Consider the following 24,813-nt stretch of genomic DNA (forward strand, 5'->3'; position numbering starts at 1 on the left):
GGGGGGGGGGGGGGGGGGCCCCCCCCCCCCCCCCCCCGGGCCAGATGCCTTAGTGCGCTTCATCCCAGTTGTTGCCGACGCCGACTTCCACCAGCAACGGCACGTCCAGCTTCGCCGCTTCGCTCATGTGCAGGCGGATTTCCTGGCTGACCTGATCGACCAGATCCTCGCGAACCTCCAGCACCAGTTCATCGTGCACCTGCAGGATGACTTTGGCGTCCAGCCCCGAAGCCGTCAGCCAGTTATCCACCGCCACCATGGCTTTCTTGATGATGTCGGCGGCGGTGCCCTGCATCGGCGCGTTGATCGCCGTGCGCTCGGCGGCAGCGCGTTCCTGTGGCTTGTTCGAGTTGATCTCCGGCAGGTACAGGCGACGACCGAAGAAGGTCTCGACATAGCCCTGATCAGCGGCCTGCTTGCGGGTGCGCTCCATGTATTCGCGCACACCCGGGTAGCGGGCGAAGTAGGTGTCGATGTAGGCCTTGGCGGTCTTGGTGTCGACGCCGATGTCCTTGCCGAGCTTCTGCGCGCCCATGCCGTAGATCAGGCCGAAGTTGATCGCCTTGGCGCCACGGCGCTGGTCGGAGGTCACTTCGTTCAGCTCAACCTTGAACACTTCAGCGGCGGTCGCGGTGTGCACGTCCAGGTTGTTGCGGAAGGCGTTCATCAGGCCTTCGTCTTTGGACAGGTGGGCCATGATCCGCAGTTCGATCTGCGAATAGTCCGCCGCCAGCAGTTTGTAGCCCTTTGGCGCAACGAATGCCTGACGGATACGCCGGCCTTCAGCGGTACGCACCGGAATGTTCTGCAGGTTCGGATCGCTGGAGGAGAGGCGCCCGGTAGAAGCCACAGCCTGGTGGTACGAGGTGTGGATACGCCCGGTGCGCGGGTTGATCTGCTCCGGCAGGCGATCGGTGTAGGTGCTTTTCAGTTTGCTCATGGAACGGTGTTCCATCAGCACTTTCGGCAGACGGTGATCGTCCTCGGCGAGCTTGGCCAGCACTTCCTCAGCGGTCGATGGCTGGCCCTTGGCGGTTTTCTTCAGCACCGGCAGGCCGAGCTTTTCGTAGAGGATCACGCCCAACTGCTTCGGCGAGCCGAGGTTGAATTCTTCCCCGGCGATCTCGAATGCTTCGCGCTCCAGCGCGACCATCTTGTTGCCCAGCTCGATGCTCTGGATGCCGAGCAGTTCGGCATCGACGAACGCGCCCTGCCGCTCGATGCGCGCCAGCACCGGCACCAGCGGGATTTCGATGTCGGTCAGCACACTGGCCAGACTCGGGATTGCGCTGAGTTTTTCAAACAGGGTCTGGTGCAGGCGCAAGGTGATGTCGGCGTCTTCGGCGGCGTACGGGCCGGCCTGTTCCAGGGCGATCTGGTCGAAGGTCAGCTGCTTGGCGCCTTTGCCGGCGATGTCCTGGAAGCTCACGGTGGTGTGATCCAGGTACTTCTGCGCGAGGCTGTCCATGTCGTGGCGGGTCGCGGTGGAGTTGAGCACGTAGGACTCAAGCATGGTATCGAAGGCGATCCCGCGCACGTTGATGCCTTGGCTCTGATCGCCGCCGATGGCGCAGTTGGCCAGGATGTTCATGTCGAACTTGGCGTGCTGACCGACCTTGAGTTTGTTCGGGTCTTCCAGAATCGGCTTCAGCGCGCGCAGCACAGTGTCGCGATCCAGCTGCTCCGGCACGCCGATGTAGGAGTGGGTCAGCGGAATGTACGCCGCTTCGTTGGCCTGCACCGCGAACGACAGGCCGACCAGTTGCGCCTGTTGCGCGTCGATGCCGGTGGTTTCGGTGTCGAAGGCGAACAGCTTGGCGTTGTTCAGTTTCTCCAGCCAGACGTCGAAACGCGCCTGATCGAGAATGGTTCCGTAGGCGGCTTCGGCAGGGGCGGCTGGCGCTTCGATTGCCGGCGCGCTGAACAGATCGCCAGCCGGCGCAGGCTCGGCGGCCGCGTTCAGTTCCTGGCGCTTGGCGTCGCGATCCAGATCATTCAGCCAGCTCTTGAATTCCAGCAGGGTGTAGAGCTCGTAGAGCTTGGCCGGGTCTTCCGCGCCCATTTGCAGGTCGTCGAGGCCGATGTCCAGCGGCACATCGACCTTGATGGTCGCCAGTTGGTAGGAGAGGAAGGCCATCTCCTTGTGCTCTTCGAGCTTGGCCGGCAGGGTCTTGGCCCCACGGATCGGCAGGGTCGGCACAATGTCGAGATTCGCGTAAAGCTCGGTGAGGCCACCGTTGACCCCGACCAGCAGGCCGGAAGCGGTCTTCGGGCCGATGCCCGGTACGCCCGGGATGTTGTCGGAAGAATCGCCCATCAGCGCCAGATAATCGATGATCTGCTCGGGAGCGACGCCGAATTTCTCCTTCACGCCCTCCACGTCCATCGAGCTACCGGACATGGTGTTGACCAAGGTAATGTGACCGTCGACCAGTTGCGCCATGTCCTTGTCGCCGGTGGAGATGATCACCGGACGATCCGCCGCCGCGCTGCTGCGGGCCAGGGTGCCGATCACGTCGTCAGCCTCGACGCCTTCCACGCACAGCAGCGGGAAGCCGAGGGCGATCACGCTCTGGTGCAGCGGCTCGATCTGCACGCGCATGTCGTCGGGCATGCTCGGGCGGTTGGCCTTGTATTCGGCGTACATCTCATCGCGAAACGTCCCGCCCTTGGCGTCGAAGACCACGGCGAACGGGCTGTCCGGGTACTGCTTGCGCAGACTCTTGAGCATGTTCAGTACACCTTTGACCGCGCCGGTCGGCAGGCCTTTGGAGGTGGTCAGTGGTGGCAGTGCATGGAACGCGCGGTACAGGTAAGACGAACCGTCCACCAGGACGAGGGGGGCTTGGCTCATGAGCAGAATCAACCTTTTCGGCGGGCCCGGCGCTAGAATAGCGGGACCGTTGACGACAAAGGGACAAGGTTATCATGCGTACGTTAAATCGCTTGCTGCTGGTCAGTTTGATTGCTGTCTCACCGCTGGCCGCGATCGCGGCGGATGATGCGCCGTCAAAGGAGCCGGAAGTTACCATTAACACGCACACCGAAGGCGACAAGGTCATTCAGGAATACAGCCGCAGTGGCTTCGTGTATGCGATCAAGGTCACGCCGAAGGGCGGTAAACCGTATTTCCTGGTGCGCGCCGATGGTTCGGACGCGAACTACATCCGTTCCGACCAGCCGGATATGCTGATTCCGTCGTGGGAAATCTTTACCTGGAAGTAAGATTCCCGACTTTTAATCGGCGCCGCTTGATCGCGGCGCCCGAACTGAGCAGTTTTTAACCATGTCTGTGTTCACCCCCCTGGCTCGGCCCGAGCTGGAAACCTTTCTCGCCCCTTACGGGCTCGGCCGTCTGCTTGATTTCCAGGGGATCGCCGCCGGCAGCGAAAACACCAATTTCTTTATCAGCCTGGAGCAGGGTGAATTCGTCCTGACCCTGGTCGAACGCGGCCCGGTGCAGGAAATGCCGTTCTTCATCGACCTGCTCGACGTCCTGCACGAGGCTGATCTGCCGGTGCCCTACGCGCTGCGCACCACTGACGGCGTGGCGCTGCGTGAGCTCAAGGGCAAACCGGCGCTGCTGCAGCCGCGCCTGTCCGGCAAGCACATCAAGGTCGCCAACGCCCAGCATTGCGCGCAGGTCGGCGAGTTGCAGGCGCATCTGCACCTGGCGACCCAGGGCGAGCGCATGATCAAACGCAAGACCGACCGTGGCCTGGACTGGATGCTGGAGGAGGGCACCGAGTTTCTTTCGCACCTGAGTGACGAGCCGCGTGCGTTGCTGCACAAGGCACTGGAAGAAATCACCCTGCAGAAAGACAAAATTCTCGCGCTGCCACGGGCCAACATCCACGCCGACCTGTTCCGCGACAACGCGATGTTCGAAGGCACGCGCCTGACCGGGTTGATCGACTTCTACAACGCCTGCTCGGGGCCGATGCTCTACGACGTGGCGATTGCCTTGAATGACTGGTGTTCGGACGAGGAAGGCCTGATTGACGGGCCGCGTGCCCGCGCATTCCTCGGTGCCTATGCGGCGCTGCGTCCGTTCACGGCCGCTGAAGCGGAGCTATGGCCGACCATGCTGCGCGTGGCGTGTGTGCGGTTCTGGTTGTCGCGGTTGATCGCCGCCGAGCAGTTTGCCGGGCAGGACGTGCTGATTCACGATCCGCAGGAGTTCGAGCAGCGTTTGGCGCAGCGGCAGCAGGTGCATACACCGCTACCTTTCGCCCTTTAAAAGCTTCGCGAGCAAGCCCGCTCCCACATTGGATTTGCGAACGACAAATGTCCATGTGGGAGCGGGCTTGCTCGCGAATGGGCCGGCAAATTCAGCATCTATGTTGAATGCCCCACCGCTTTCGCGAGCAGAAGTTGGGGATTACAACGATTCCAGGCACCCGGCCAAATCGTTGCCCAGCTTCTCCAGCACCTGCTCGTACCCCTGAGCTGTCGCCGGCGTATAGCCGCCCAGTGCATCCAGCTCCGCCAGCTTCACCGGCAGGCCTGCCACCAGGGTTTCCGCCAGGCGCGGACGCAGCGGCGGTTCACTGAACACACAGGTCTTGCCCACTTCCTGCAGGCGCTTGCGCATCGCGGCGACATGCTGCGCGCCCGGCTGGACTTCGGCGGCCACGCTGAACACGCCAGTGTGCTTCAGGCCGTAAGCGTCTTCGAAGTAATCGAACGCTTCGTGGAACACGAAGTACGGTTTGCCCTCGACATCGGCCATGCGCTTCTTCAAGCGTGCATCCAGTGCGTCGAGGCGCTCATCGAAAGCCTTGGCGTTGCTCTGATAGCGTTCGGCGTTGGCCGGATCGGCTGCGCTGAGGTCGGCAGCCATTTTCTCGGCAATGACCCGCGCGTTGACCGGCGATAGCCACAAATGCGCGTCCAGTGTGCCTGGGCGATGATCGTGATCATGCTCGTCGGCGTCTTCGGCGTGGGAGTGGCTGTCTTCGGCGAAGCGGCGCAGCTTCATGCCCGGCAGATCCTGCACGGCCACGCTTGGCAGCGTACGACCGTTGAGCACCCGTGGCAGGAAACCTTCCATGTCCGGGCCGATCCAGTACAGCAGATCCACCGATTGCACCTTGCGCACGTCGGACGGGCGCAGCGCGTAGTTATGCGGCGAAGCGCCCGGCGGCAGCAGCACTTCGGGAATCGCCACGCCGTCCTGCACGGCCGCGGCAATCAGCTGCAGCGGTTTGATGCTGGTGAGGACCTTGACCTCGGCCTGAGCCGAACCGATCAGCAGAAAACTGGCGATAAACGCCACAAAAACAGAAAAAAGTCGGGACACGATGACCACTCAAGGAGGCGAGAACGGGTAACATAATAACGTCTCTATCAAAACTCGTCGCCGCCCATGCCTATTACACCGATTGCCAGCCGTCCTCACGACCACTCTCATTGCGTGCACAGCGCACTGACCGAGGCCGATACCTTGTGCGCCCAGAAAGGCCTGCGCCTGACTGCGTTGCGCCGGCGGGTGCTGGAGCTGGTGTGGCAGAGCCACAAGCCGCTGGGCGCCTACGACATTCTGGCGGTGCTCAGCGAGCAGGACGGCCGCCGCGCGGCGCCGCCGACCGTGTACCGTGCGCTGGATTTCCTCTTGGAAAATGGCTTGGTGCACCGCATTTCTTCGCTCAACGCCTTTGTCGGTTGCGTGCATCCGGAACATGCACATCAGGGCCAGTTCCTGATCTGCCGCGACTGCCACGCCGCCATTGAGCTGGAACAGAAAGCTATCAGCGACGCGATCATCAATAGCGCCAAGGATGTCGGTTTCATCGTCGAAGCACAGACCGTCGAAGTGGTCGGCCTGTGCTCCGGTTGCCAGGGGGCCTGATGAGCAACCCGTTGATCCGTCTGGAGCACGTCGCCGTCACGTTTGCCGGGCAGACCGTGCTGGACAACATCGAGCTGAGCGTCGAACCGGGGCAGATCGTCACCCTGATCGGCCCCAACGGCGCCGGCAAGACCACACTGGTGCGCGCCGTGCTTGGCCTGCTGAAGCCTGACAGCGGCAGTGTCTGGCGCAAGCCGAAACTGCGCGTCGGCTACATGCCGCAAAAACTTCACGTCGACCCGACCTTGCCGCTGTCGGTGCTGCGTTTCCTGCGTCTGGTGCCGGGTGTTGATCGCCCGCGTGCGCTGGCTGCGCTGAGGGAAGTCGGCGCCGAGCACGTTATCGACAGCCCGGTGCAGACCGTTTCCGGCGGCGAAATGCAGCGCGTGCTGCTGGCCCGGGCGCTGTTGCGCGAGCCGGAGTTGTTGGTGCTCGACGAGCCGGTGCAGGGCGTGGATGTCGCCGGCCAGGCCGAGCTGTACAGCCTGATCACTCGCCTGCGCGACCGGCATGGTTGCGGGGTGCTGATGGTCTCGCACGATTTGCATCTGGTGATGAGCACCACCGATCAGGTGGTCTGCCTCAACCGACACGTCTGCTGTTCCGGGCACCCCGAGCAGGTCAGCGGCGATCCGGCGTTCGTCGAGCTGTTCGGCAAGAACGCACCGAGCCTGGCGATCTATCACCACCATCACGACCACGCCCACGACCTGCACGGTTCGGTGGTCAAGGCGCCCGCTGCGGGCCACACCCACGTTCACGGAGACCACTGCAAGCATGGCTGATTTTCTGTTGTATGCCCTGCTTGCAGGTCTGGCGCTGGCGCTGGTTGCCGGGCCGTTGGGTTCGTTCGTGGTCTGGCGGCGCATGGCCTATTTCGGCGACACCCTGTCCCACGCCGCGCTGCTTGGCGTGGCCCTGGGCTTTCTGCTGGATGTCAGTCCGACGGTGGCGGTGACCGTCGGCTGCCTGCTGCTGGCGGTGCTGCTGGTGACGTTGCAGCAGCGTCAGCCGCTGGCGTCGGACACGCTGTTGGGGATTCTCGCGCCGAGTACGCTCTCTCTTGGCTTGGTGGTACTAAGCTTCATGCATGAAGTGCGGATCGACCTGATGGCCTATCTGTTCGGCGACTTGCTGGCGATCAGTCCGACCGATCTGGCGTGGATCCTCGGTGGCAGCGCGGCAGTGCTGGTGTTGCTGGTGACGCTGTGGCGGCCGCTGCTGGCGATTACCGTGCATGAGGAATTGGCCAGGGTCGAAGGCCTGCCGGTGGCGGGTCTGCGCATGGCGCTGATGCTGTTGATCGCGGTGGTGATCGCGGTGGCGATGAAAATCGTCGGTGTGTTGCTGATTACTTCGCTGTTGATCATCCCGGCGGCTGCGGCACAACGTCACGCCCGTTCGCCGGAGCAGATGGCGCTGGGCGCGAGCCTGCTGGGCATGCTCGCCGTGTGTGGCGGGCTGGCGCTGTCATGGTTCAAGGACACCCCGGCGGGGCCGTCAATCGTTGTGACGGCAGCCGCACTGTTTCTGCTGAGTTTTGTTCTGCCCCGTCGAGGGGTGTAGACTTGCTCGCTTTTTGCGCAAATAGAGAGTCGCAGGAATGAAGCCGTTCGCCTCCCGTTATCTGCTCCTTGTCGCATTTTCCGTGCTGCTGGGCGCCTGCCAAAGCACGCCGCCGGTGGCCGAAGCCCCCGACGCGCGGGCCACGGCCATCGCACAGCTGGAGCAAAGCCTGGCCAGCAGCGAACTGGCCACCGCCGAAGACCAATTGGCCGCCTTGCAGGCACAGAACCCCAACGATCAGTCGCTCGAGCAATACCAGCGCCAGTTGGCCGAAGCCTACCTGCGCCGCAGTCAGATCGTGTTGCAGAAAGGTGATGTGAACGCGGCAGCGACCGCACTGAGCCGTGCCCGCGCCCTGATGCCCAAGGCCCCGGCGCTGACCGGTGGCGTCAACGGCGCGATCACCGAAGCCCGTAAAGCCGAGCTGGAGAAAGCCGAAGCGGCGCTGCTGGCAGCCGAAGCCAAACCGAAAGCCAAGGTCATCGATCCGACTGCCGAAAGCACCACGGTGGCGCTGAACATCAACGATAGCCGCAAACTTCGCCGGCAACTCGACGCGATCGCCGCCGATGTGGTGAATTACGAATGTGCCGTGAGCATTCAGGCACCGCGCACTCAGGATTACCCTTGGCTGGCGACTCTGCTGAGCAAGCGGGTGAAGAAACTGAATCCGGACTTCGAGTTGCGCATTGAGAAGCAGATTCTGCGCACGGTGCCGGCGCAGATGGTTCTGATTCCAGCTAAACCCTGAAAAGCTTCGCGAGCAAGCCCGCTCCCACAGGTCCAGCGTGAACCCTGTGGGAGCGGGCTTGCTCGCGAAGGCGTCCTCTCAGGCAGCCAGTTTCCTTAAGCTGGAATGGCTTTGGCCTTAGGCTCGCGATCCCAAACCCGATGCTGCCCGATCGCCGCGAAGAACGGCTTGGTCAACCCCGGCACATCCTTGCCCTGCAGCAACCCCGCATCCGCCTCAAGCTTCAGCAGATCCTGCAACTGCTTGGCCTCGCCGTGCAGCGCAATCGCCTTCAGGTGCTTGTACGCCTCCAGCAGGTAGTGCAACGCCACACCGTCAGCGCTCAACGCCTTGATCGACGCCGCGCCACCGGGCACGAACACCGCATCGAAGATCACCGAAGGCATGCCTTCCATGGAAGCGTCCACCGGCAGGGCTTTGCCGTCGGCCGTCTTCACCGGTGCCGAAGTCGGGCCGAGCAGCTTGGCGTGGGCACCTTCCGCTGCCAATGCCTTCTTCATGGCAGCAATTGCCGCACCATCGACACCGTTCGCCGCAAGAATCGCCACTTTTCGGGTTTTGATGTTCTCTGGCAGCAGATTGGCCTGACTCAGCGCTGGCGAATGATCGAACGAAGTCTTGCGCACCTCGACCGTACCTTTGCTTGGCGCCGGCAGCCCGAGGTTGGCCGCGACACGTTTGGCCAGTTCCAGGTCGATATTGGCGAGAATCTCATTCACCTGCCGCGCACGGATGAACTCGCGCTCAACCTTGCCCAGCTCGAAGCTGTAGGCGGCAATGATGTGTTCCTTCTCATGGTCACTCATGCTGTTGAAGAACAGTCGCGCCTGCGAGAAGTGATCGCTGAACGATTCGCTGCGCTGGCGGATCTTGGCGGCGTCAATGCGTTCCGGATAAGTCTCGAAACCACCGTCCTGCGCGGCTGGCGGGGTCTCTTTAGGCCAGCCACCGTCGATCGAGTTCGGCTCGTAGGACGCGCGCCCCTTGTCGATCACCGTGCGGTGTTGGGCATCGCGCTGGCCGTTGTGGAAGGGTGCGACCGGGCGGTTGATCGGCAGCTCATGAAAGTTCGGCCCACCGAGTCGGCTGATTTGCGTGTCGGTGTAGGAAAACAGCCGGCCTTGCAGCAGCGGATCGTTGGAGAAATCGATCCCCGGCACGATGTGGCCCGGGCAGAACGCAACCTGTTCGGTCTCGGCAAAGAAATTGTCCGGGTTACGGTTCAGGGTCATCTTGCCCAGCGGGGTGATCGGCACAATTTCTTCGGGGATCAGCTTGGTCGGGTCGAGGATGTCGAAATCGAAGTCGTGCTCGTTTTCTTCCTCGATGATCTGAACGCCCAGTTCCCACTCCGGGTAGTCGCCCATTTCAATGGCTTCCCAGAGATCGCGACGATGGTAGTCGGTGTCTTTACCGGCGAGCTTCTGCGCCTCGTCCCACACCAGCGAGCAGGTGCCGGCGGTCGGGCGCCAGTGGAATTTGACGAAGCGCGATTTGCCCTCGGCGTTGACCAGGCGGAAGGTGTGCACGCCAAAGCCCTGCATGCTGCGCAGGCTTTTCGGGATCGCCCGGTCGGACATCGCCCAGATCACCATGTGCGCCGATTCCGGCACCAGCGAAACGAAGTCCCAGAACGTATCGTGGGCCGAGCCGCCGGTCGGGATCTCATTGTGCGGTTCGGGTTTTACCGCGTGGACGAAGTCGGGAAACTTGATCGCGTCCTGAATGAAAAACACCGGCATGTTGTTGCCGACCAGATCGAAGTTGCCCTCGTCGGTGAAGAACTTCACCGCGAAACCGCGTACGTCACGCACTGTATCGCCGGAACCGCGCGGCCCCTGCACCGTGGAAAAACGCACGAACACCGGGGTCTTTTTCCCCGGGTCTTGCAGGAAACCGGCCTTGGTCAGCGTCGAATGGTTCTCGTAGGCCTGGAAGAAACCATGCGCGCCAGTCCCGCGCGCATGGACGATGCGCTCCGGAATGCGTTCGTGGTCAAAGTGCGTGATCTTTTCACGCATGATGAAGTCTTCCAGCAACGACGGCCCGCGCGGGCCGGCCTTGAGGGTGTTCTGGTTATCGGCGACCTTCACTCCCTGATTGGTGCACAGGGCCTGGCCGGTCGCGTCGGAGCGAAACTTCTCCAGACTGTCGAGTTTGGCGTTGGTGTTGGCGCGATCCTTGGTATCGGTTCCGGCCAGTTGGCTTTTGTCGGTCGTAGGTTTCTTGCTGCTCATCAGACGTAAACTCCTCGGTTGACCCCGTTTCAACGGGGACTCTTGAGCGTTTCCGGGCACGGTTACCCAGGGTTTCAAGTCGCTTAACTAGTGACCAATGAGCAGGAATGGGCGTTCCTTTTTTATGACCTTTGATCTTGTTATTGCCAAATCGAAGGTTAATTGCGAAATAAATGCTAAGAACCTCTATACGGACAGGCTAAAATGCGCGCCCGGCTAACCGCTGATCCTTTTCTAACGCGCCCCACAAGGTTCGCTACGTGATCGAGTTTCAAAACGTCCACAAAACTTACCGCGTCGCCGGTAAGGACATCCCCGCCCTGCACCCGACCAGTCTTTCGATTGAAAACGGTCAGGTCTTCGGCCTGATTGGCCATTCCGGTGCGGGAAAAAGTACCCTGCTGCGTCTGATCAATCGCCTGGAAGATTCCAGCGGCGGCAAGATCATCGTCGACGGCGAAGAAGTCACTGCGCTGGACGCCAACGGCCTGCGCCGCTTCCGTCAGCAAGTCGGGATGATCTTCCAGCACTTCAACCTGCTCGCCTCCAAGACCGTGGCCGACAACGTCGCGCTGCCCCTGACCCTGGCGGGCGAGCTGTCGAGCAGCGAGATCAATCAGCGTGTCGCTGAGTTGCTGGCACGGGTCGGTCTGTCCGATCACGCCAAGAAGTACCCGGCACAATTGTCCGGCGGCCAGAAACAGCGCGTCGGCATCGCCCGCGCCCTGGCGACCAAGCCGAAGATCCTGCTGTGCGACGAGGCCACCAGTGCCCTCGATCCGCAGACCACCGCGTCGGTCCTGCAACTGCTGGCCGAGATCAACCGCGAACTGAAGCTGACCATCGTCCTGATCACCCACGAGATGGACGTGATCCGTCGCGTCTGCGATCAGGTGGCAGTGATGGACGCCGGGGTGATCGTCGAGCAAGGCTCGGTGGCCGATGTGTTCCTGCATCCGCAGCACCCGACCACCAAGCGTTTCGTCCAGGAAAGCGAGCAGATCGACGAAAGTGAACAGCGCGATGACTTCGCTCACGTGCCGGGTCGCATCGTGCGTCTGACCTTCCAGGGCGAAGCAACCTACGCGCCGTTGCTCGGTACCGTTGCCCGGGAAACCGGGGTCGACTACAGCATCCTCGCCGGTCGCATCGACCGCATCAAAGACATTCCTTACGGGCAATTGACCCTCGCCGTCACCGGTGGCGACATGGAAGCGGCTTTCGCCCGCTTCACCGCCGCTGACGTTCACATGGAGGTGCTGCGTTAATGGAAGCCCTGATGAGTTTCTTCACCAATATCGACTGGTACGAAATCTGGCTGGCCACCGGCGACACCATGCTGATGCTTGGCGGATCGCTGCTGTTCACCGTGTTGCTCGGCTTGCCGTTGGGCGTGTTGCTGTTCCTCTGCAGCCCACGTCAGTTGCTGGAAAGTCGTGGCCTCTACGCCTTCATGTCGCTGGCGGTGAACATTCTGCGCTCGCTGCCGTTCATCATTCTGCTGATCGTGATGATCCCGTTCACCGTGCTGATCACCGGCACTTCGCTGGGCGTGGCCGGTGCGATTCCACCGCTGGTGGTGGGTGCGACGCCGTTCTTCGCGCGTCTGGTGGAAACCGCGCTGCGTGAAGTCGATCGCGGCATCATCGAAGCCACCCAGTCGATGGGCGCGACTACCCGTCAAATCATCATGAACGCCTTGCTGCCGGAAGCCCGTCCAGGCATCTTCGCGGCGATTACGGTGACCGCGATTACTCTGGTGTCCTACACGGCGATGGCCGGTGTGGTCGGCGCCGGTGGTCTGGGTGACCTGGCGATCCGTTTCGGTTACCAGCGTTTCCAGACTGACGTGATGATCGTTACCGTGGTGTTGCTGTTGATTCTGGTACAAGTGCTGCAAATGGTCGGCGACCGACTGGTCGTGCATTTCTCGCGCAAATAACCGGTTTTTGTAATCAAGAGATGAGCCGGCCATTCGCTGGCAGGCGCCACACGGGCGCCTTATAAGGAGTTAGCTGAATGAAAAAACTGATCGCTGCTTTCGCTGCCGTAGCCGCTTTTTCGGCCCACGCTGAAACCCTGACCGTTGCCGCCACTCCGGTGCCGCACGCGGAAATCCTCGAATTCGTGAAGCCGGCCCTGGCCAAAGAAGGCGTGGATCTGAAGGTCAAGGTCTTCACCGACTACATCCAGCCGAACGTACAGGTTGCCGAGAAGCGCCTGGACGCCAACTTCTTCCAGCACCAGCCGTACCTCGATGAGTTCAACAAGGCCAAGGGCACCAACCTGGTGGCTGTGACCGGCGTGCACCTGGAGCCGCTGGGCGCCTACTCGAGCAAGATCAAGGATCTGAAAGACCTGCCAAGCGGCGCCAACGTGGTGATCCCGAACGACGCCACCAACGGCGGCCGTGCGCTGTTGCTGCTGGCCAAGGCCGGCCTGATCACCCTGAAGGATCCGACCAACATTCTGTCGACCCCGAAAGACATCGCGCAGAACCCGAAAGACCTGAAAATCCGTGAGCTGGAAGCCGCGACCATCCCGCGCGTGCTGACCCAGGTCGATCTGGCGCTGATCAACACCAACTACGCGCTGGAAGCCAAGCTCGATCCGTCCATGGACGCGCTGGTGATCGAAGGCAACGACTCGCCGTACGTCAACATCCTGGTGTCCCGTGCCGACAACAAGGACAGCGCCGCGATGCAGAAACTGGCTGCTGCGCTGCACAGCCCGGAAGTGAAGAAATTCATCACCGAGAAGTACAAAGGCGCGGTGTTGCCGGCGTTCTGATACAGATAGTTGCAATGAAAAGGGGACGCCAATGGCGTCCCCTTTTTTTGTGGCCGAGTGTTCGGTTTTGGACCTGCTGTGTATTCGCCCCTCACCCCAGCCCTCTCCCGGAGGGAGAGGGAGCCGACCGAGGTGTCTTGCGTTGTACATCGACCTGAAAGATTGGGTCGATTATGGATTCGGCAAAGGACTTACAGGTCGGCGTATTTCGTCAGCATCCCTCGGTCAGTCCCCTCTCCCTCCGGGAGAGGGTTAGGGTGAGGGGTGGCTTTTGATCTTGGCTATTTACGGTTGAGCATTACTGGCAGTTGCGCCACCAGTTTGGCGTTGTTCAGCGGCGCCCGAATAAAGCCGCGCTGCGTGCCGTCCGGCCCGATCACCGCCAGGTTGCCGCTGTGATCCACGGTGTAATTCGGCTTGCTGGTGTCCGCCGGAATGAACGGAATACTCACCGCATTCGCGACTTTCTGCAGTTCTTCGATCGACTTCGGCGTCAGGCCCACGAACTGTGGATCGAAGTAACCCAGGTACTGCTTCAACTGCTGCGGGGTGTCGCGGTTCGGGTCGACGCTGACCAGCACGATCTGCAGTTTATCCACAGCATCCTTGGGCAACTCGCTCTTGATCTGGCGCAGTTGGGCGAGGGTGGTCGGGCAGATGTCCGGGCAGAAGGTGTAGCCGAAAAACAGCAGGCTCCACTTGCCTTTCAACTCGTCGATGGCGACCGGCTGGCCGTCCTGATTGGTCATGGTCACGCCCGGCAACGTGCGGCTCTGCGGTAGCAGGATGATGCCGGCGTCGATCAGCGCGGTGGGGTCGCCCTGGCCCTTGCCACTCAGCACTTTGTTGACGGTCAGTCCCAGGATCAGCGCGATCACGGCGACGAGGATGAAGACGGTTTTCTGGGTTCGAGTCATAGGTTCAACAGTAAGTAGTGGTCTACGAGCAGGGCGATGAACAACAGGAACAAGTAATAAATAGAGTACTTGAAGGTGTTGATCGCCGCGTGCGGCCGAGTGCCACGGTACAGCACCACGGCCCATTGCAGAAACCTTGCGCCCAGCGCGAGGGCGCAGATCAGGTAGAGCACGCCGCTCATGTGGATCACGTACGGCAGCAGGCTCACCGCGAGCAGCGCGAAGGTGTACAGCAGAATATGCACCTTGGTGTAGTGCTCGCCGTGGGTCACCGGCAGCATCGGGATGTCGGCCTTGGCGTATTCCTCTTTACGATGAATCGCCAGCGCCCAGAAGTGCGGCGGGGTCCAGGCGAAGATGATCAGCACCAGCAGCAACGGTTCGGCGCTGACATGGCCGGTGGCGGCGGTCCAGCCGAGCAGCGGAGGAGCGGCGCCGGCAAGACCGCCGATGACGATGTTCTGTGGCGTCGCGCGTTTGAGGAAACCGGTGTAGATCACCGCGTAGCCGAGTAACGATGCGAGGGTCAGCCACGCGGTCAGCGCATTGGTGAAGGTCAGCAGCATCGCCTGCCCGAGCAGCGCCAGCACCAGCGCAAAGGTCAGCGCCGCTCCGGGTGAAACCCGGCCCTCGGCCAATGGCCGTTTGTGGGTGCGCGCCATTACCGCGTCGATACGCCGATCCACCACATGATTGACCGCCGCCGCGCCGCCGGCACACAACGCAATCCCCAGATTGCCGAACACCAGCACCGTCCACGGCACCCCGGCGCGGGTCGCGAGGAACATGCCGACCAGCGAGGTGATCAGCATCAGCACCACCACTTTCGGCTTGGTCAGCTCCAGATAGTCACGCCACAGCGCCTGGGCGGGACGTTCGCTGATCAGAAGCGCCATGGCGTTTCTCCTTTAATGGTGATGGGCGCCGCCACGTGTTTACGCGGGCTGAGGCGCCAGCGGGCGAGCACCGGCTGTTTGACCCGAACCAGACTGGTGCGCGCGTGATAATTGACCAGCACCATGGTCAGCAGCAGCGCTGCGCCACCGGCGTTGTGGGCCACGGCCACCGGCAGCGGCAGATGGAACAATACGTTGCTGATACCGAGGGTGATCTGTGCGCCGAGGGCGACCAGCACCAGCCCGGCGAGTCGGGTCATGCCGACGGCTTTCAGTTGCCAGGCCAGACCGAGCAGGACGATCGTTACCAGCAACGCGCCGATGCGGTGGGTCAGGTGAATCGCCGTGCGCGCATCGCTATCGAGTTGGCCGCCGAGATAATTGGGGCCGATGTGCTGGGTCAGGTGAAAGCCGTTGGCAAAGTCCGCTGGCGGCAGCCACTGGCCGTGGCAGGTCGGGAAGTCGATGCAGGCCACCGCCGCGTAGTTGGAGCTGACCCAGCCGCCGAGGGCAATCTGGCCGATCACCAGCAACAGCCCCGCCGTCGCCCAATACTGCAAGCGCTTGGGCACGGTCAGCGCCGGTAGCACGCCGGACAGGCGCAAGGTCAGCAGGAACAACAGACTCAATGTCGCAAAGCCGCCGAGCAGATGTCCGGTGACCACTTGCGGCCAGAGCTTGAGCGTCACCGTCCACATGCCGAACGCCGCTTGGGCGAACACCACCGCCAGCAGAAACAGTGGCAGCTTCAGCGGCTGCCCCGGATGACGACGATTGACCCAGGCGCGCCCGGCCAGAATCGAAATCAGCAGGCCGAGAGTGCCGGCGAAGTAGCGGTGGATCATCTCGTTCCAGCCCTTGTGCGCCACCACCGGCGAGTCGGGGTAATGCAGCTCGGCATGCGCCAGTTGGGCTTCGCTTTTCGGCACGCTGATAAAACCGTAACAGCCCGGCCAGTCCGGACAGCCCAAGCCTGCGTGGGTCAGGCGGGTGTAGGCGCCGAGCAGCACGACGATCAGTGCCAGCAGGGTGGCAAACAACGCGAGGCGAAATCCAGGTTTGGCCATGACGATGCCCTTATCCGATGTTGGACAGTTTCAGCAGATGGCGCAGGTCGTTGAGCAGATCCTTGCCCTTCACACTCGGGTCGTAGCGCAGCACCAGGTTGCCGTGGGGGTCGATGATCCACAGTTGCGGTGTGGCCTTGTCGCCGGTGGCCTTGCTCAACGCTGCGCTGTCCAGCGGGTAGCGTTGCAGCTGCGGATATTCGCGGCTCAGCTTGGCTTCGTAGTCGGCGCTCAGCGGCTGTGCAGCGGCGAGGGCGTGGCTGGCGCGTCCGGCATCGCGACCGAGGCCGATCTGGATCTGCCGGGCGAGGTACACCAGTTGCTGACAGTCCACCGCGCAATCCTTCGGCGCGGTCACCAGCATCTGCCAGCGCTGTTCATCGGCTTGTACGCCGAGGTCGGCGCGGGTCTGGCCGTTGCCGATCAGTTCGCCGTGGTAGCTGCGACCTTCCGGTACCCAGAACTGCAGTTTGTACATGCCGGTCGCCAGCACCATCGGGCCGACCACGCCGAGCAGAATCAGCAGCAGCTGGATCCGCCCGCGGCGGCGGGTGGCCGGAGTTTTCGCCTCAGACATGCTGGGTGGATTCATGGCCGTTCCCATGGTGTTTCTCCTTTGCGTTGTGCAATCCAAGGTAGAGGTAGAGGCCGAGCAGGGCGGTGGCCATGGCGAACCACTGCACGGCGTATCCAAGGTGTTTTTCCGGGCCCATGGCGACGACCGGCCAGTCGGCCTCATAGCTGGCGGGGCCGGGTTCGGCACGAAGTTCGTAGGCGAAGCCGTCGCGTTCGAGGGTTTTCCACAGCTTCGCAGGCTCGACGGCGGTGATCGTTTGCGGCCAGTTGCTGCTGGCCGGGTCGGCGTGCAACTGGAAGGTCGCGCCGGGGGCAACGTAGACCCAGGCATCCAGGTTGACCGCGTCGGTGGGGGTAGCAAATTGCGGCGTCACCCGGCGATCCGGCCATGGCAGCCAGCCGCGATTGACCAGCAGCCACTGGCCGGTGGCCCGATCCTGAAACGGTTGCAGCAGCTCGATACCGACCTTGCCGTTGCGCTGGCGGTTGTCGAGCAGCAGGCTGTGGGCGCCATCGAACTGGCCGTACAGATGCACGCGGCGAAAGGCCGGGTCGGCGCTGTGCAGCAATTCGCTGCTGGCCATCGGATCAGCCGCGCGGCGCTCGGCGTAAGTGGCGAGCAGGGCGGTTTTCTCCGCCCCCCGGCCCAGTTGCCAGAAACCCAGCGACACCAGCAGCGGCAACAGCAACGCCACCACCACGGTCGGTATCACGCCCGGCCGGAAGCGCTTCATGGCCGTGCCACAAAGTCAGTCGTCGCGATCGCTATACTCAACTGCATCGCCTGTCCCCCGGAGTCTTCCCATGCTCAAAGCAGCCATCGTCCTGCTGCTGATTGCCACGGTGATCAGCCTGTTCAGCGGCCTGTTTTTCCTGGTCAAGGACGACAGCAGTTCCAATCGCCTGGTGATCGCCTTGAGTGTTCGGGTGGCATTGGCCGCGGCCACCGTCGGCCTGATCGCCTGGGGCTTCTACAGCGGCCAACTGGTGTCGCACGCGCCTTGGTGATCAGCGCTCAGAGTACGTAAACGAAGACGAACAAGCCGATCCACACCACATCGACGAAGTGCCAGTACCAGCTCGCCGCCTCGAAGCCGAACTGATGCTCGGCATCGAAATGGCCCTTCATGATGCGCATCAGCATCACGAACAGAATGATCGTGCCGATGGTCACGTGGGCGCCGTGGAAACCGGTGAGCATGAAGAACGTCGCGCCGTAAATGCCCGAACCCAGCGTCAAACCCAGTTCGTGATAGGCGTGCATGTACTCCTCGGCCTGCAATGCGAGGAAGCCGCAGCCCAGCAGCACGGTGATCGCCAGCCAGATTTTCAGCGCACCGCGATGGCCTTTTTTCAAGGCGTGGTGGGCGATGGTGATGGTCACGCTGGAGCTGACCAGCAGAATCGTGTTGATCAGCGGCAGGCCCCACGGGCTGATGACTTCCTTGGGCGGCGGGAACAGTTTCGGGTCCGGGGTGTGCAGCAGCGGCCAGGTGAACTGGAAGTTCGGCCAGAGCATGTGCGCGATGCCTTTCGGGCCTTCGCCACCCAGCGCCGGGCCGGAAATGTGCCGCACATAGAACAGTGCGCCGAAGAAGGCGACGAAGAACATCACCTCGGAGAAGATGAACCAACTCATGCCCCAGCGGAACGAGCGGTCGAGCTGCGGGCTGTACAGCCCGGCGCGACTTTCCTTGATCACCGCCCCGAACCAGCCGAACAGCATGTACGCCAGCAGCAGCCCGCCGACGAAAAAGATGTATGGGCCGTGGGATTCCGGGCGCGCTGCCTTCAGATCGTTGAACCAGGTCGCCAGGCCGTACACGGTGGTAACCATGCCGATGGTGGCGACGATCGGCCATTTGCTCTGTGCCGGAACGTAATAGTGCTCATGAGTTGCCATTTATTGTTCTCCTTATCGGGCACGCTTAACCGCCAGTGTTTGCAGCCACCGGTGGATGACGGGCGGTGATATCGAACAGCGTGTAGGACAGCGTCAGGTGCTTCACGTCCTTGGGCATGTCGCGGTCAATGATGAAACGCATCGGCATCTCGATCTGCTGACCGGGCTGCAGCACCTGCTGGGTAAAGCAAAAGCATTCGGTCTTGTGGAAATACGCCGCCGCTTCGCTGGGTGCGATACTCGGCACGGCCTGGGCGCTCATCGGTTTGTCGGTGGGGTTGCGGGCGACGAAGATCATCTCGTTTACGCCGCCGGGATGGGTCACCAGTTCCTCACCCTTGGGGTAGAACTCCCACGGCATGTCGGCGTTGTTCATCGACAGAAACTGCACGCGCACCTGCCGCGAGTTATCCACCACCTGCTCACCCTCGTACTGCCCGGCGGTCTTGCCGTTGATGCCGAAGGCCTTGCACATCACGTCGTAGATCGGCACCAGGGCAAAACCGAAGACAAACATTGCCACCACCACGCCGAGCAGGCGGGTGACCAGTTTTTTCAGCGAGATCGAGTCAGCCATGATTTTCAGCCTCAGCCGAGATCCCCTGTGGGAGCGGGCTTGCTCGCGAATGCAGTTCATCATTCAACACATGAGTGGAATGATCTGACGCATTCGGGAGCAAGCCCCCTCCCACAAAGGCAAGGCGTTTCATTTCACTTCCGGTGGCGTGGTGAAGGTGTGATACGGCGCCGGTGACGGCACGCTCCACTCCAGGCCTTCGGCGCCATCCCACGGTTTGGCAGGTGCCGGTTCGCCGCCACGGATGGTCTTGATCACGATGAACAGGAAGAAGATCTGCGTGGTTCCGAACATGAATGCGCCGATCGACGAGACCATGTTGAAGTCGGCGAACTGCAGGTTGTAGTCCGGAATCCGTCGCGGCATTCCCGCCAGCCCGACGAAGTGCATCGGGAAGAAAGTCAGGTTCATGCCGACGAACGACAGCCAGAAGTGCAGCTTTCCGAGGGTTTCGTCGTACATGTGCCCGGTCCATTTCGGCAGCCAGTAATAGGCTGAGGCAAAGATCCCGAAGATCGCCCCCGGCACCAGCACATAGTGGAAGTGCGCGACCACGAAGTAGGTGTCCTGATACTGGAAGTCCGCCGGAGCAATGGCCAGCATCAGCCCGGAGAAACCGCCGATCGAGAACAGGATCACGAATGCCACGGCGAACAGCATCGGTGTCTCGAAGGTCAGCGAGCCTTGCCACATGGTGCTGGCCCAGTTGAACACTTTCACCCCGGTCGGCACGGCGATGAGCATGGTCGCGTACATGAAGAACAACTCGCCCACCAGCGGGATGCCGACCACGAACATGTGGTGCGCCCAGACGATGAATGACAGGAACGCGATGCTCGCCGTCGCATAGACCATCGAGGTGTAGCCGAACAGCGGCTTGCGCGAGAAGGTCGGGATGATCTGGCTGACGGCGCCGAAGGCCGGCAGGATCATGATGTACACCTCGGGATGGCCGAAGAACCAGAACACGTGCTGGAACAGCACCGGGTCACCGCCACCGGCGGCGCTGAAGAAACTGGTGCCGAAGTGGATGTCCATCAGCATCATCGTCACGCAACCGGCCAGCACCGGCATCACCGCGATCAGCAGGAACGCGGTGATCAGCCAGGTCCAGACGAACAGCGGCATTTTCATCAGGGTCATGCCGGGGGCGCGCAGGTTGAGGATGGTGGCGATCACGTTGATCGCGCCCATGATCGAACTGATCCCCATCAGGTGGATGGCGAAGATGAAGTAGGTGACGCTTTCCGGCGCGTAGGTGGTGGACAGCGGCGCGTAGAACGTCCAGCCGAAGTTCGGCCCGCCACCGGGCATGAACAGGGTCGAGACCAGCAGCAGAAACGCCGCCGGCAGCAGCCAGAAGCTGAAGTTGTTCATCCGTGGCAGGGCCATGTCCGGCGCGCCGATCATCAACGGGATCATCCAGTTGGCGAGGCCGACGAATGCCGGCATCACCGCCCCGAACACCATCACCAGGCCGTGCATGGTGGTCATCTGGTTGAAGAACGCCGGTTCGACGATCTGCAGCCCGGGCTGGAACAGCTCGGCGCGGATCACCATGGCGAACGAGCCGCCGAGCAGGAACATGCAGAACGCAAACCACAGGTACAGCGTGCCGATGTCCTTGTGGTTGGTGGTCAGCACCCAGCGCATCAGGCCTTTGGCGGGGCCGTGGGCGTGGTCGGCATGACCGTGGTCATCGATTACAGCGCTCATGGCCGGTCTCCTTTACGTGAGTGGACGGGGCTGGCCGGGGCGCGTTGCCCCGGCCGGTTCACGAAGTACGCGATAGACCGGCTCATTTGCTTTCCGCCTGTTTGAGCTCCAGCACTTCTTTTGGCGTGACCATGTCGCCCTTGTTGTTGCCCCAGGCGTTACGTTCGTAGGTCACGACCGCTGCGATATCGACTTCCGACAATTGCTTGCCGAACGCGGCCATGGCGGTGCCGGGCTTGCCAAAGTACACGCGGTGCAGGTGGTCGGCTTTCGGCCCGGTGGCAATCGGCGAGCCCTTGAGCGCCGGGAACATCGGCGGCAGACCCTGGCCCTCGGCCTGGTGACAGGCTACGCAGGTGGTGTGATAGATCTTGTCGCCGCGTTCCTTGAGTTCGTCGAGGGTCCATTCCTTGCTGGTCAGCTCTTTGAGCTGAGCGGCTTCGGCTTTGCGGTCGGCCAGCCATTTGTCGTAATCGGGCTTCTCTTTGACGTCGACCACGATCGGCATGAAGCCGTGATCCTTGCCGCACAATTCGGCGCACTGCCCGCGGTAGATGCCGGGCTTGTCGATGCGGGTCCAGGCTTCGTTGACGAACCCGGGGATCGCATCGCGCTTGACCGCAAAGGCCGGCACCCACCACGAGTGGATCACGTCGGCGGAAGTCACGAGGAAGCGCACCTTGGCGCCGACCGGCAGCACCAGCGGCTTGTCGACTTCGAGCAGGTAGTGCTCGCCCTTGGCTTCCTTGTTGTGGATCTGTTCGGCGGGGGTGGCCAGGTTGCTGAAGAACTCGACATCCTGACCGAGGTATTTGTAGTGCCACTTCCACTGGTAACCGGTGATCTGGATATCGATATCCGGTTCACTGGTGTCGTACATGCGGATCAGGGTGGCGGTCGCCGGCACGGCCATCGCCACCAGGATCAGGAACGGCACGACGGTCCAGAGAATCTCGACGGTGGTACTTTCGTGGAATTTTGCGGCGACCTGCCCGGTAGAGCGGCGATGCACGATCATCGACCAGAACATGGCGCCGAAGACGATGATCCCGATCACCACACAGATCCAGAAAATGGTCATGTGCAGGTCGAATACTGCGTGACTGATTTCAGTCGCTCCAGGCGCCATATTCACAGTCCAGGCCGCATTGGCCGGGCTGAAAATCGACCACAACAGGAGGCCCATCCAGACGTGTGGATGTCGCATCATTGCGGGTTCCCCTTATCGTTCTTGTTATCCCGCCGGCTTCGGCCTGCGGCAAGGGAGCGGCTGCATCAGACTACGAACTTGAATCGCCGGGCCTTGCTGCGGGTGCAGTCGGGCGTCATCAGCTAACTCCATTCAATGGCGAGTATAGACAGCGGCGGAGAATTGCAACGCGATCGCGTAAATGATCTGAAACAGCCGGGACTTGCGCTCAAGGGCACGAATGGAGAAGGATGCAGACGAGTGGTGGCAAACCGATATAACGCAGGTGTATCAAGGATGAAATAATTATGACAAATGCGTCTTAGCATTTTTCGTAAGCCAGCTAAGTTATGTCTTCCCTATTTCATTGCCTTGTTTCCTGGAGTTTTCATGAACACCGCCGCATTGCGCGAGCAGATCCAAAAAGCCCGACAAACCGAAAATGAAACCGGACGCCTCAAGCGTCAGCTGGAAGCCAAGTTGCCTCATCTGCATTCGGCCATCCAGTTGCCGGACGCTAACCGCGAAGAAGCGTTGACGAGCTTTGTCACCGCCTATATCGACGAAGTACCAGACATGCTGGACGCAGCCAATGAAGTTGCCAGGGAAGCGGGAATCGAGTCGCAGATCAAACCGGTGCTGAAAATCGCCGAGCAGTACTTCCTCCAGCCGCCGGTCGGCCTGGACAGCCTGCTGGACGAAGCCTATCTGGCGCACCGCTTTGTCGAAGAGGTCAACGACCTGTACATCAAGCACCTCGGCCAGCCACTGATCCCCTTGGACATGACGGTCGCCAATCTGATTGCTCACCAATTGCTCGGTGAGGAATTTGCCAATCAACTGGACGAAGTGGTGCATCACGCCATCGACAAGATGCTCGACGACGATAGTTTTGCGCTGGAATCGGTAGATGCCTACCGCGACAAACTGATCAGCCCGGATACCGGTGCCGCGTGGAAGCGCTGGCCGTGCATGGGCCGTCGCCTGGGTGTGGGCCTGGAGCTGGATCAGCCAGCTGCCTGATTCAAAGCCCGGTACAAATCCCAATTGTGGGAGGGGGCTTGCTCCCGAAGGCGGTGGGTCAGTCAATATCAATATCGACTGATCCATCGCCTTCGGGAGCAAGCCCCCTCCCACAGGGGTTCTTTGCAAGCGGGGGATTTAACCAGCCGCACCGATCCCGGTATTAGTCCGAACCCTACCTTCAAGCCGTCGCTTCAACCCGCGCGACTCGATCAACAGCTTCGACCCCTTCGCCGCATTCGCCCGGCCCCACTCTTCCAGTAACTCCAGACACGAATGGTCGATGTAGCTCAGGTTATTGAGCGGCACATGCACCGTTGTGCCCGCTGGAATGCTGCCCAGCACTTGGGTCAGTGCCGGCACCTTGAGGAATGTCGCTGCGCCCACCAGACGCAACTCCATCTCGCCGTCCTGCGGCAGGTCGATCAGGCTGATTTTCAGGCGTGAAGCCTTGAAGGCCAGTTTCAACATGGTCAAACCGAAACCGATCAACACACCGGTCAGCAGGTCGGTGAAGATGATCGCCAGCGCCGTGGCGGCGTAGGTGAACATCGGCATCCGCCCGTAACGGCCCAGGCCGCGAAACGCTTTCAAGTCCACCAGTTTGAAACCGGTATACACAAGCACCCCCGCCAGGCTCGCCACCGGAATGCTCTGCAGCACGCTCGACAGCAACAGCACGAATGCCAGCAGCCACAGACCATGGAAGATCGTCGAGTAACGGGTGGTCGCGCCGGCCTGCACGTTGGCCGAACTGCGCACGATCACCCCGGTCATCGGCAGCGCACCGACCAGACCGCAGAGCATGTTGCCGACACCTTGCGCTGACAGTTCACGGTCGAAATCCGAGCGCACGCCGTTGTGCATGCGATCCACCGCGGCGGCGGACAACAGCGTTTCGGCGCTGGCGATAAACGCCACGGCAAACGCAGCGATCAGCAGCGTCGGGTCGGCAAGGCTGAGCAGGTCCGCCGGTTTCAGCCAGTCGATGGCTTCGGCCAGATTCTCCGGCACCTCGACGCGTTTGACCTGCAGCGCCAGCAGCAGGCTGGCACCCGTGGCCAGACCGACACCGAGCAGCGCACCGGGAATGAAGCGCAGCGAATGCGGGCGAAACTTCTCCCACAGCCACATCACCGCAATGGTCGCCAACCCGAGCAACCCGGCCTGCCAGCCGAACGACGGCAAGGCCTGCGCTACCGCGCCGGGGAAGGCCGTGAGGTTATCCAGCCCGGACGGTTGTGGCTTGGCATCGAGCATCACGTGCACTTGCGAGAGCACGATCAACACGCCGATCCCCGCCAGCATGCCGTAGACCACCGCTGGCGCCGTCACCCGAAACCAGCAACCGAGCTTCAGGCGCCCGGCCACCAGTTGCAGGAAACCGGCGAGCAACAGAATCGGCCCGAGCATCTCGATGCCGTGCTGACGCACCAGCTCGAATACCAGCACCGCCAGACCCGCCGCCGGCCCGCTGACCTGTAACGGCGAACCCGCCAGCCAACCGACCACCAGGCCACCGATGATCCCGGTGATCAGGCCTTTGGCTGGCGGCAACCCTGACGCAATCGCAATGCCCATGCACAGCGGCAGCGCGACCAGAAACACCACCACCGAAGCCAGCAGCTCCCGTGGCAGAACCGCTTTCAATTGAGCAGCACGCATGGTGACTCTCCCGAAGTTTTCTTCAGGCATGGCTTCGCCGAACCGCTGAAACAGCGGCCGGCGTCAAACCACACAGATTTTTAGGAAGA

At 61.7% G+C, this 24,813-nt stretch carries 24 protein-coding genes; 11 read left to right on the forward strand and 13 right to left on the reverse strand.

The genetic code is table 11. The features are described 5' to 3' along the window. Nucleotides 1-49: 49 nt before the first annotated feature. Nucleotides 50-2,854, reverse strand: a complete 2,805-nt coding sequence (gene polA, locus NTD85_RS25415; RefSeq protein ID WP_262143501.1) for a DNA polymerase I — start codon at nt 2,852-2,854, stop codon at nt 50-52. Nucleotides 2,855-2,928: 74 nt separating this feature from the next. Between polA and NTD85_RS25420 the strand changes: the two genes are divergently transcribed. Continuing rightward, nucleotides 2,929-3,225, forward strand: a complete 297-nt coding sequence (locus NTD85_RS25420) for a DUF2782 domain-containing protein (protein WP_003220313.1) — start codon at nt 2,929-2,931, stop codon at nt 3,223-3,225. Between the two features lie 61 nt (nt 3,226-3,286). After that, complete coding sequence (locus NTD85_RS25425; RefSeq protein ID WP_262143502.1) at nt 3,287-4,240, forward strand: homoserine kinase; 954 nt, start codon at nt 3,287-3,289, stop codon at nt 4,238-4,240. 141 nt (nt 4,241-4,381) lie between these two features. On the opposite strand, the gene NTD85_RS25430 is transcribed toward NTD85_RS25425, so the two are convergent. Continuing rightward, the gene (locus tag NTD85_RS25430; protein ID WP_103484039.1) at nt 4,382-5,302 is read right to left on the reverse strand and encodes a zinc ABC transporter substrate-binding protein ZnuA; all 921 of its coding nucleotides are present in this window, start codon (nt 5,300-5,302) and stop codon (nt 4,382-4,384) included. A 66-nt stretch (nt 5,303-5,368) separates the two neighbouring features. Between NTD85_RS25430 and NTD85_RS25435 the strand changes: the two genes are divergently transcribed. The 4 genes from NTD85_RS25435 to NTD85_RS25450 are packed head-to-tail and all read left to right on the forward strand — an operon-like array spanning nt 5,369 to nt 8,168. Then, a complete protein-coding gene (locus NTD85_RS25435; RefSeq protein ID WP_003220319.1) occupies nt 5,369-5,851 on the forward strand; it encodes a Fur family transcriptional regulator in 483 nt (160 codons plus the stop codon). Further along, entirely contained in the window at nt 5,851-6,636 is a 786-nt protein-coding gene (znuC, locus tag NTD85_RS25440; RefSeq protein ID WP_103519941.1) for a zinc ABC transporter ATP-binding protein ZnuC, read from the forward strand. Before NTD85_RS25435 ends, znuC begins: the two co-directional genes overlap by 1 nt. Beyond that, complete coding sequence (znuB, locus tag NTD85_RS25445) at nt 6,629-7,417, forward strand: zinc ABC transporter permease subunit ZnuB (RefSeq protein ID WP_003220321.1); 789 nt, start codon at nt 6,629-6,631, stop codon at nt 7,415-7,417. Before znuC ends, znuB begins: the two co-directional genes overlap by 8 nt. Nucleotides 7,418-7,454: 37 nt before the next feature. Continuing rightward, nucleotides 7,455-8,168: a PA5502 family lipoprotein gene (locus NTD85_RS25450; protein WP_003220324.1), complete on the forward strand. Its 714-nt coding sequence runs from the start codon at nt 7,455-7,457 to the stop codon at nt 8,166-8,168. A gap of 95 nt (nt 8,169-8,263) precedes the next feature. On the opposite strand, the gene katE is transcribed toward NTD85_RS25450, so the two are convergent. Then, on the reverse strand, nt 8,264-10,405 hold the full coding sequence (gene katE / locus NTD85_RS25455) for a catalase HPII (RefSeq protein WP_262143503.1): 2,142 nt from the start codon (nt 10,403-10,405) through the stop codon (nt 8,264-8,266). 260 nt (nt 10,406-10,665) lie between these two features. Here katE and NTD85_RS25460 point away from each other — a divergent pair, with 260 nt between their 5' ends. From NTD85_RS25460 to NTD85_RS25470, 3 genes are all read left to right on the forward strand, one after another. Then, complete coding sequence (locus tag NTD85_RS25460) at nt 10,666-11,673, forward strand: methionine ABC transporter ATP-binding protein (RefSeq protein WP_027610230.1); 1,008 nt, start codon at nt 10,666-10,668, stop codon at nt 11,671-11,673. Then, nucleotides 11,673-12,347, forward strand: coding sequence for a methionine ABC transporter permease (locus tag NTD85_RS25465; protein ID WP_003220331.1), 675 nt, complete (start codon nt 11,673-11,675; stop codon nt 12,345-12,347). Before NTD85_RS25460 ends, NTD85_RS25465 begins: the two co-directional genes overlap by 1 nt. 77 nt (nt 12,348-12,424) lie before the next feature. Continuing rightward, a complete protein-coding gene (locus NTD85_RS25470; RefSeq protein ID WP_262143504.1) occupies nt 12,425-13,195 on the forward strand; it encodes a MetQ/NlpA family ABC transporter substrate-binding protein in 771 nt (256 codons plus the stop codon). Between the two features lie 281 nt (nt 13,196-13,476). Here NTD85_RS25470 and NTD85_RS25475 read toward each other — a convergent pair whose 3' ends face one another. From NTD85_RS25475 to NTD85_RS25495, 5 genes are read right to left on the reverse strand one after another with little or no spacing between them, the layout of a single operon-like run. Continuing rightward, on the reverse strand, nt 13,477-14,112 hold the full coding sequence (locus NTD85_RS25475; protein WP_226500689.1) for an SCO family protein: 636 nt from the start codon (nt 14,110-14,112) through the stop codon (nt 13,477-13,479). Then, nucleotides 14,109-15,008 (reverse strand): heme o synthase, encoded by a 900-nt coding sequence (cyoE, locus tag NTD85_RS25480; RefSeq protein WP_262143505.1) that lies wholly within the window; start codon nt 15,006-15,008, stop codon nt 14,109-14,111. The genes NTD85_RS25475 and cyoE overlap by 4 nt, the downstream gene beginning before the upstream one ends. Further along, nucleotides 14,996-16,075 (reverse strand): COX15/CtaA family protein, encoded by a 1,080-nt coding sequence (locus tag NTD85_RS25485; RefSeq protein ID WP_103483958.1) that lies wholly within the window; start codon nt 16,073-16,075, stop codon nt 14,996-14,998. Before NTD85_RS25485 ends, cyoE begins: the two co-directional genes overlap by 13 nt. Before the next feature lie 10 nt (nt 16,076-16,085). Beyond that, entirely contained in the window at nt 16,086-16,679 is a 594-nt protein-coding gene (locus tag NTD85_RS25490) for a hypothetical protein (RefSeq protein WP_262143506.1), read from the reverse strand. Then, a complete protein-coding gene (locus tag NTD85_RS25495; RefSeq protein WP_262143507.1) occupies nt 16,645-17,385 on the reverse strand; it encodes an SURF1 family protein in 741 nt (246 codons plus the stop codon). Before NTD85_RS25495 ends, NTD85_RS25490 begins: the two co-directional genes overlap by 35 nt. A 70-nt stretch (nt 17,386-17,455) precedes the next feature. On the opposite strand from NTD85_RS25495, the gene NTD85_RS25500 reads away from it, so the two are divergent. Next, on the forward strand, nt 17,456-17,659 hold the full coding sequence (locus NTD85_RS25500; protein WP_003220344.1) for a twin transmembrane helix small protein: 204 nt from the start codon (nt 17,456-17,458) through the stop codon (nt 17,657-17,659). Nucleotides 17,660-17,666: 7 nt separating this feature from the next. Here NTD85_RS25500 and NTD85_RS25505 read toward each other — a convergent pair whose 3' ends face one another. From NTD85_RS25505 to coxB, 4 genes are all read right to left on the reverse strand, one after another. Beyond that, a complete protein-coding gene (locus NTD85_RS25505; protein WP_103483956.1) occupies nt 17,667-18,554 on the reverse strand; it encodes a cytochrome c oxidase subunit 3 in 888 nt (295 codons plus the stop codon). Nucleotides 18,555-18,579: 25 nt separating this feature from the next. Beyond that, a complete protein-coding gene (locus tag NTD85_RS25510; protein ID WP_003220348.1) occupies nt 18,580-19,131 on the reverse strand; it encodes a cytochrome c oxidase assembly protein in 552 nt (183 codons plus the stop codon). Nucleotides 19,132-19,260: 129 nt separating this feature from the next. Beyond that, a complete protein-coding gene (gene ctaD / locus NTD85_RS25515; protein WP_103483955.1) occupies nt 19,261-20,847 on the reverse strand; it encodes a cytochrome c oxidase subunit I in 1,587 nt (528 codons plus the stop codon). Between the two features lie 82 nt (nt 20,848-20,929). Further along, nucleotides 20,930-22,057: a cytochrome c oxidase subunit II gene (gene coxB, locus NTD85_RS25520; RefSeq protein ID WP_003220352.1), complete on the reverse strand. Its 1,128-nt coding sequence runs from the start codon at nt 22,055-22,057 to the stop codon at nt 20,930-20,932. Between the two features lie 369 nt (nt 22,058-22,426). Here coxB and NTD85_RS25525 point away from each other — a divergent pair, with 369 nt between their 5' ends. Continuing rightward, nucleotides 22,427-23,059 (forward strand): hypothetical protein, encoded by a 633-nt coding sequence (locus tag NTD85_RS25525; RefSeq protein ID WP_262143509.1) that lies wholly within the window; start codon nt 22,427-22,429, stop codon nt 23,057-23,059. A 138-nt stretch (nt 23,060-23,197) separates the two neighbouring features. On the opposite strand, the gene NTD85_RS25530 is transcribed toward NTD85_RS25525, so the two are convergent. Beyond that, the gene (locus NTD85_RS25530; protein ID WP_003220357.1) at nt 23,198-24,724 is read right to left on the reverse strand and encodes a SulP family inorganic anion transporter; all 1,527 of its coding nucleotides are present in this window, start codon (nt 24,722-24,724) and stop codon (nt 23,198-23,200) included. Between the last annotated feature and the right edge of the window lie 89 nt (nt 24,725-24,813).

The sequence above is a fragment of the Pseudomonas sp. 13B_3.2_Bac1 genome, from assembly GCF_025466205.1.
In the GTDB taxonomy this organism is placed as follows: domain Bacteria; phylum Pseudomonadota; class Gammaproteobacteria; order Pseudomonadales; family Pseudomonadaceae; genus Aquipseudomonas; species Aquipseudomonas fluorescens_H.

What these genes read in the sequence shown, in the direction of transcription:
- NTD85_RS25505 (WP_103483956.1), bottom strand. Translation starts at nt 18,554, where the DNA reads ATGGCAACTCATGAGCACTATTACGTTCCGGCACAGAGCAAATGGCCG.
- NTD85_RS25465 (WP_003220331.1), top strand. Translation starts at nt 11,673, where the DNA reads ATGGAAGCCCTGATGAGTTTCTTCACCAATATCGACTGGTACGAAATC.
- NTD85_RS25450 (WP_003220324.1), top strand. Translation starts at nt 7,455, where the DNA reads ATGAAGCCGTTCGCCTCCCGTTATCTGCTCCTTGTCGCATTTTCCGTG.
- NTD85_RS25495 (WP_262143507.1), bottom strand. Translation starts at nt 17,385, where the DNA reads ATGAAGCGCTTCCGGCCGGGCGTGATACCGACCGTGGTGGTGGCGTTG.
- NTD85_RS25475 (WP_226500689.1), bottom strand. Translation starts at nt 14,112, where the DNA reads ATGACTCGAACCCAGAAAACCGTCTTCATCCTCGTCGCCGTGATCGCG.
- polA (WP_262143501.1), bottom strand. Translation starts at nt 2,854, where the DNA reads ATGAGCCAAGCCCCCCTCGTCCTGGTGGACGGTTCGTCTTACCTGTAC.
- NTD85_RS25500 (WP_003220344.1), top strand. Translation starts at nt 17,456, where the DNA reads ATGCTCAAAGCAGCCATCGTCCTGCTGCTGATTGCCACGGTGATCAGC.
- NTD85_RS25425 (WP_262143502.1), top strand. Translation starts at nt 3,287, where the DNA reads ATGTCTGTGTTCACCCCCCTGGCTCGGCCCGAGCTGGAAACCTTTCTC.
- NTD85_RS25530 (WP_003220357.1), bottom strand. Translation starts at nt 24,724, where the DNA reads ATGCGTGCTGCTCAATTGAAAGCGGTTCTGCCACGGGAGCTGCTGGCT.
- NTD85_RS25470 (WP_262143504.1), top strand. Translation starts at nt 12,425, where the DNA reads ATGAAAAAACTGATCGCTGCTTTCGCTGCCGTAGCCGCTTTTTCGGCC.
- coxB (WP_003220352.1), bottom strand. Translation starts at nt 22,057, where the DNA reads ATGATGCGACATCCACACGTCTGGATGGGCCTCCTGTTGTGGTCGATT.
- NTD85_RS25510 (WP_003220348.1), bottom strand. Translation starts at nt 19,131, where the DNA reads ATGGCTGACTCGATCTCGCTGAAAAAACTGGTCACCCGCCTGCTCGGC.
- NTD85_RS25420 (WP_003220313.1), top strand. Translation starts at nt 2,929, where the DNA reads ATGCGTACGTTAAATCGCTTGCTGCTGGTCAGTTTGATTGCTGTCTCA.
- NTD85_RS25485 (WP_103483958.1), bottom strand. Translation starts at nt 16,075, where the DNA reads ATGGCCAAACCTGGATTTCGCCTCGCGTTGTTTGCCACCCTGCTGGCA.
- katE (WP_262143503.1), bottom strand. Translation starts at nt 10,405, where the DNA reads ATGAGCAGCAAGAAACCTACGACCGACAAAAGCCAACTGGCCGGAACC.
- cyoE (WP_262143505.1), bottom strand. Translation starts at nt 15,008, where the DNA reads ATGGCGCTTCTGATCAGCGAACGTCCCGCCCAGGCGCTGTGGCGTGAC.
- znuB (WP_003220321.1), top strand. Translation starts at nt 6,629, where the DNA reads ATGGCTGATTTTCTGTTGTATGCCCTGCTTGCAGGTCTGGCGCTGGCG.
- NTD85_RS25435 (WP_003220319.1), top strand. Translation starts at nt 5,369, where the DNA reads ATGCCTATTACACCGATTGCCAGCCGTCCTCACGACCACTCTCATTGC.
- ctaD (WP_103483955.1), bottom strand. Translation starts at nt 20,847, where the DNA reads ATGAGCGCTGTAATCGATGACCACGGTCATGCCGACCACGCCCACGGC.
- NTD85_RS25525 (WP_262143509.1), top strand. Translation starts at nt 22,427, where the DNA reads ATGAACACCGCCGCATTGCGCGAGCAGATCCAAAAAGCCCGACAAACC.
- znuC (WP_103519941.1), top strand. Translation starts at nt 5,851, where the DNA reads ATGAGCAACCCGTTGATCCGTCTGGAGCACGTCGCCGTCACGTTTGCC.
- NTD85_RS25490 (WP_262143506.1), bottom strand. Translation starts at nt 16,679, where the DNA reads ATGGGAACGGCCATGAATCCACCCAGCATGTCTGAGGCGAAAACTCCG.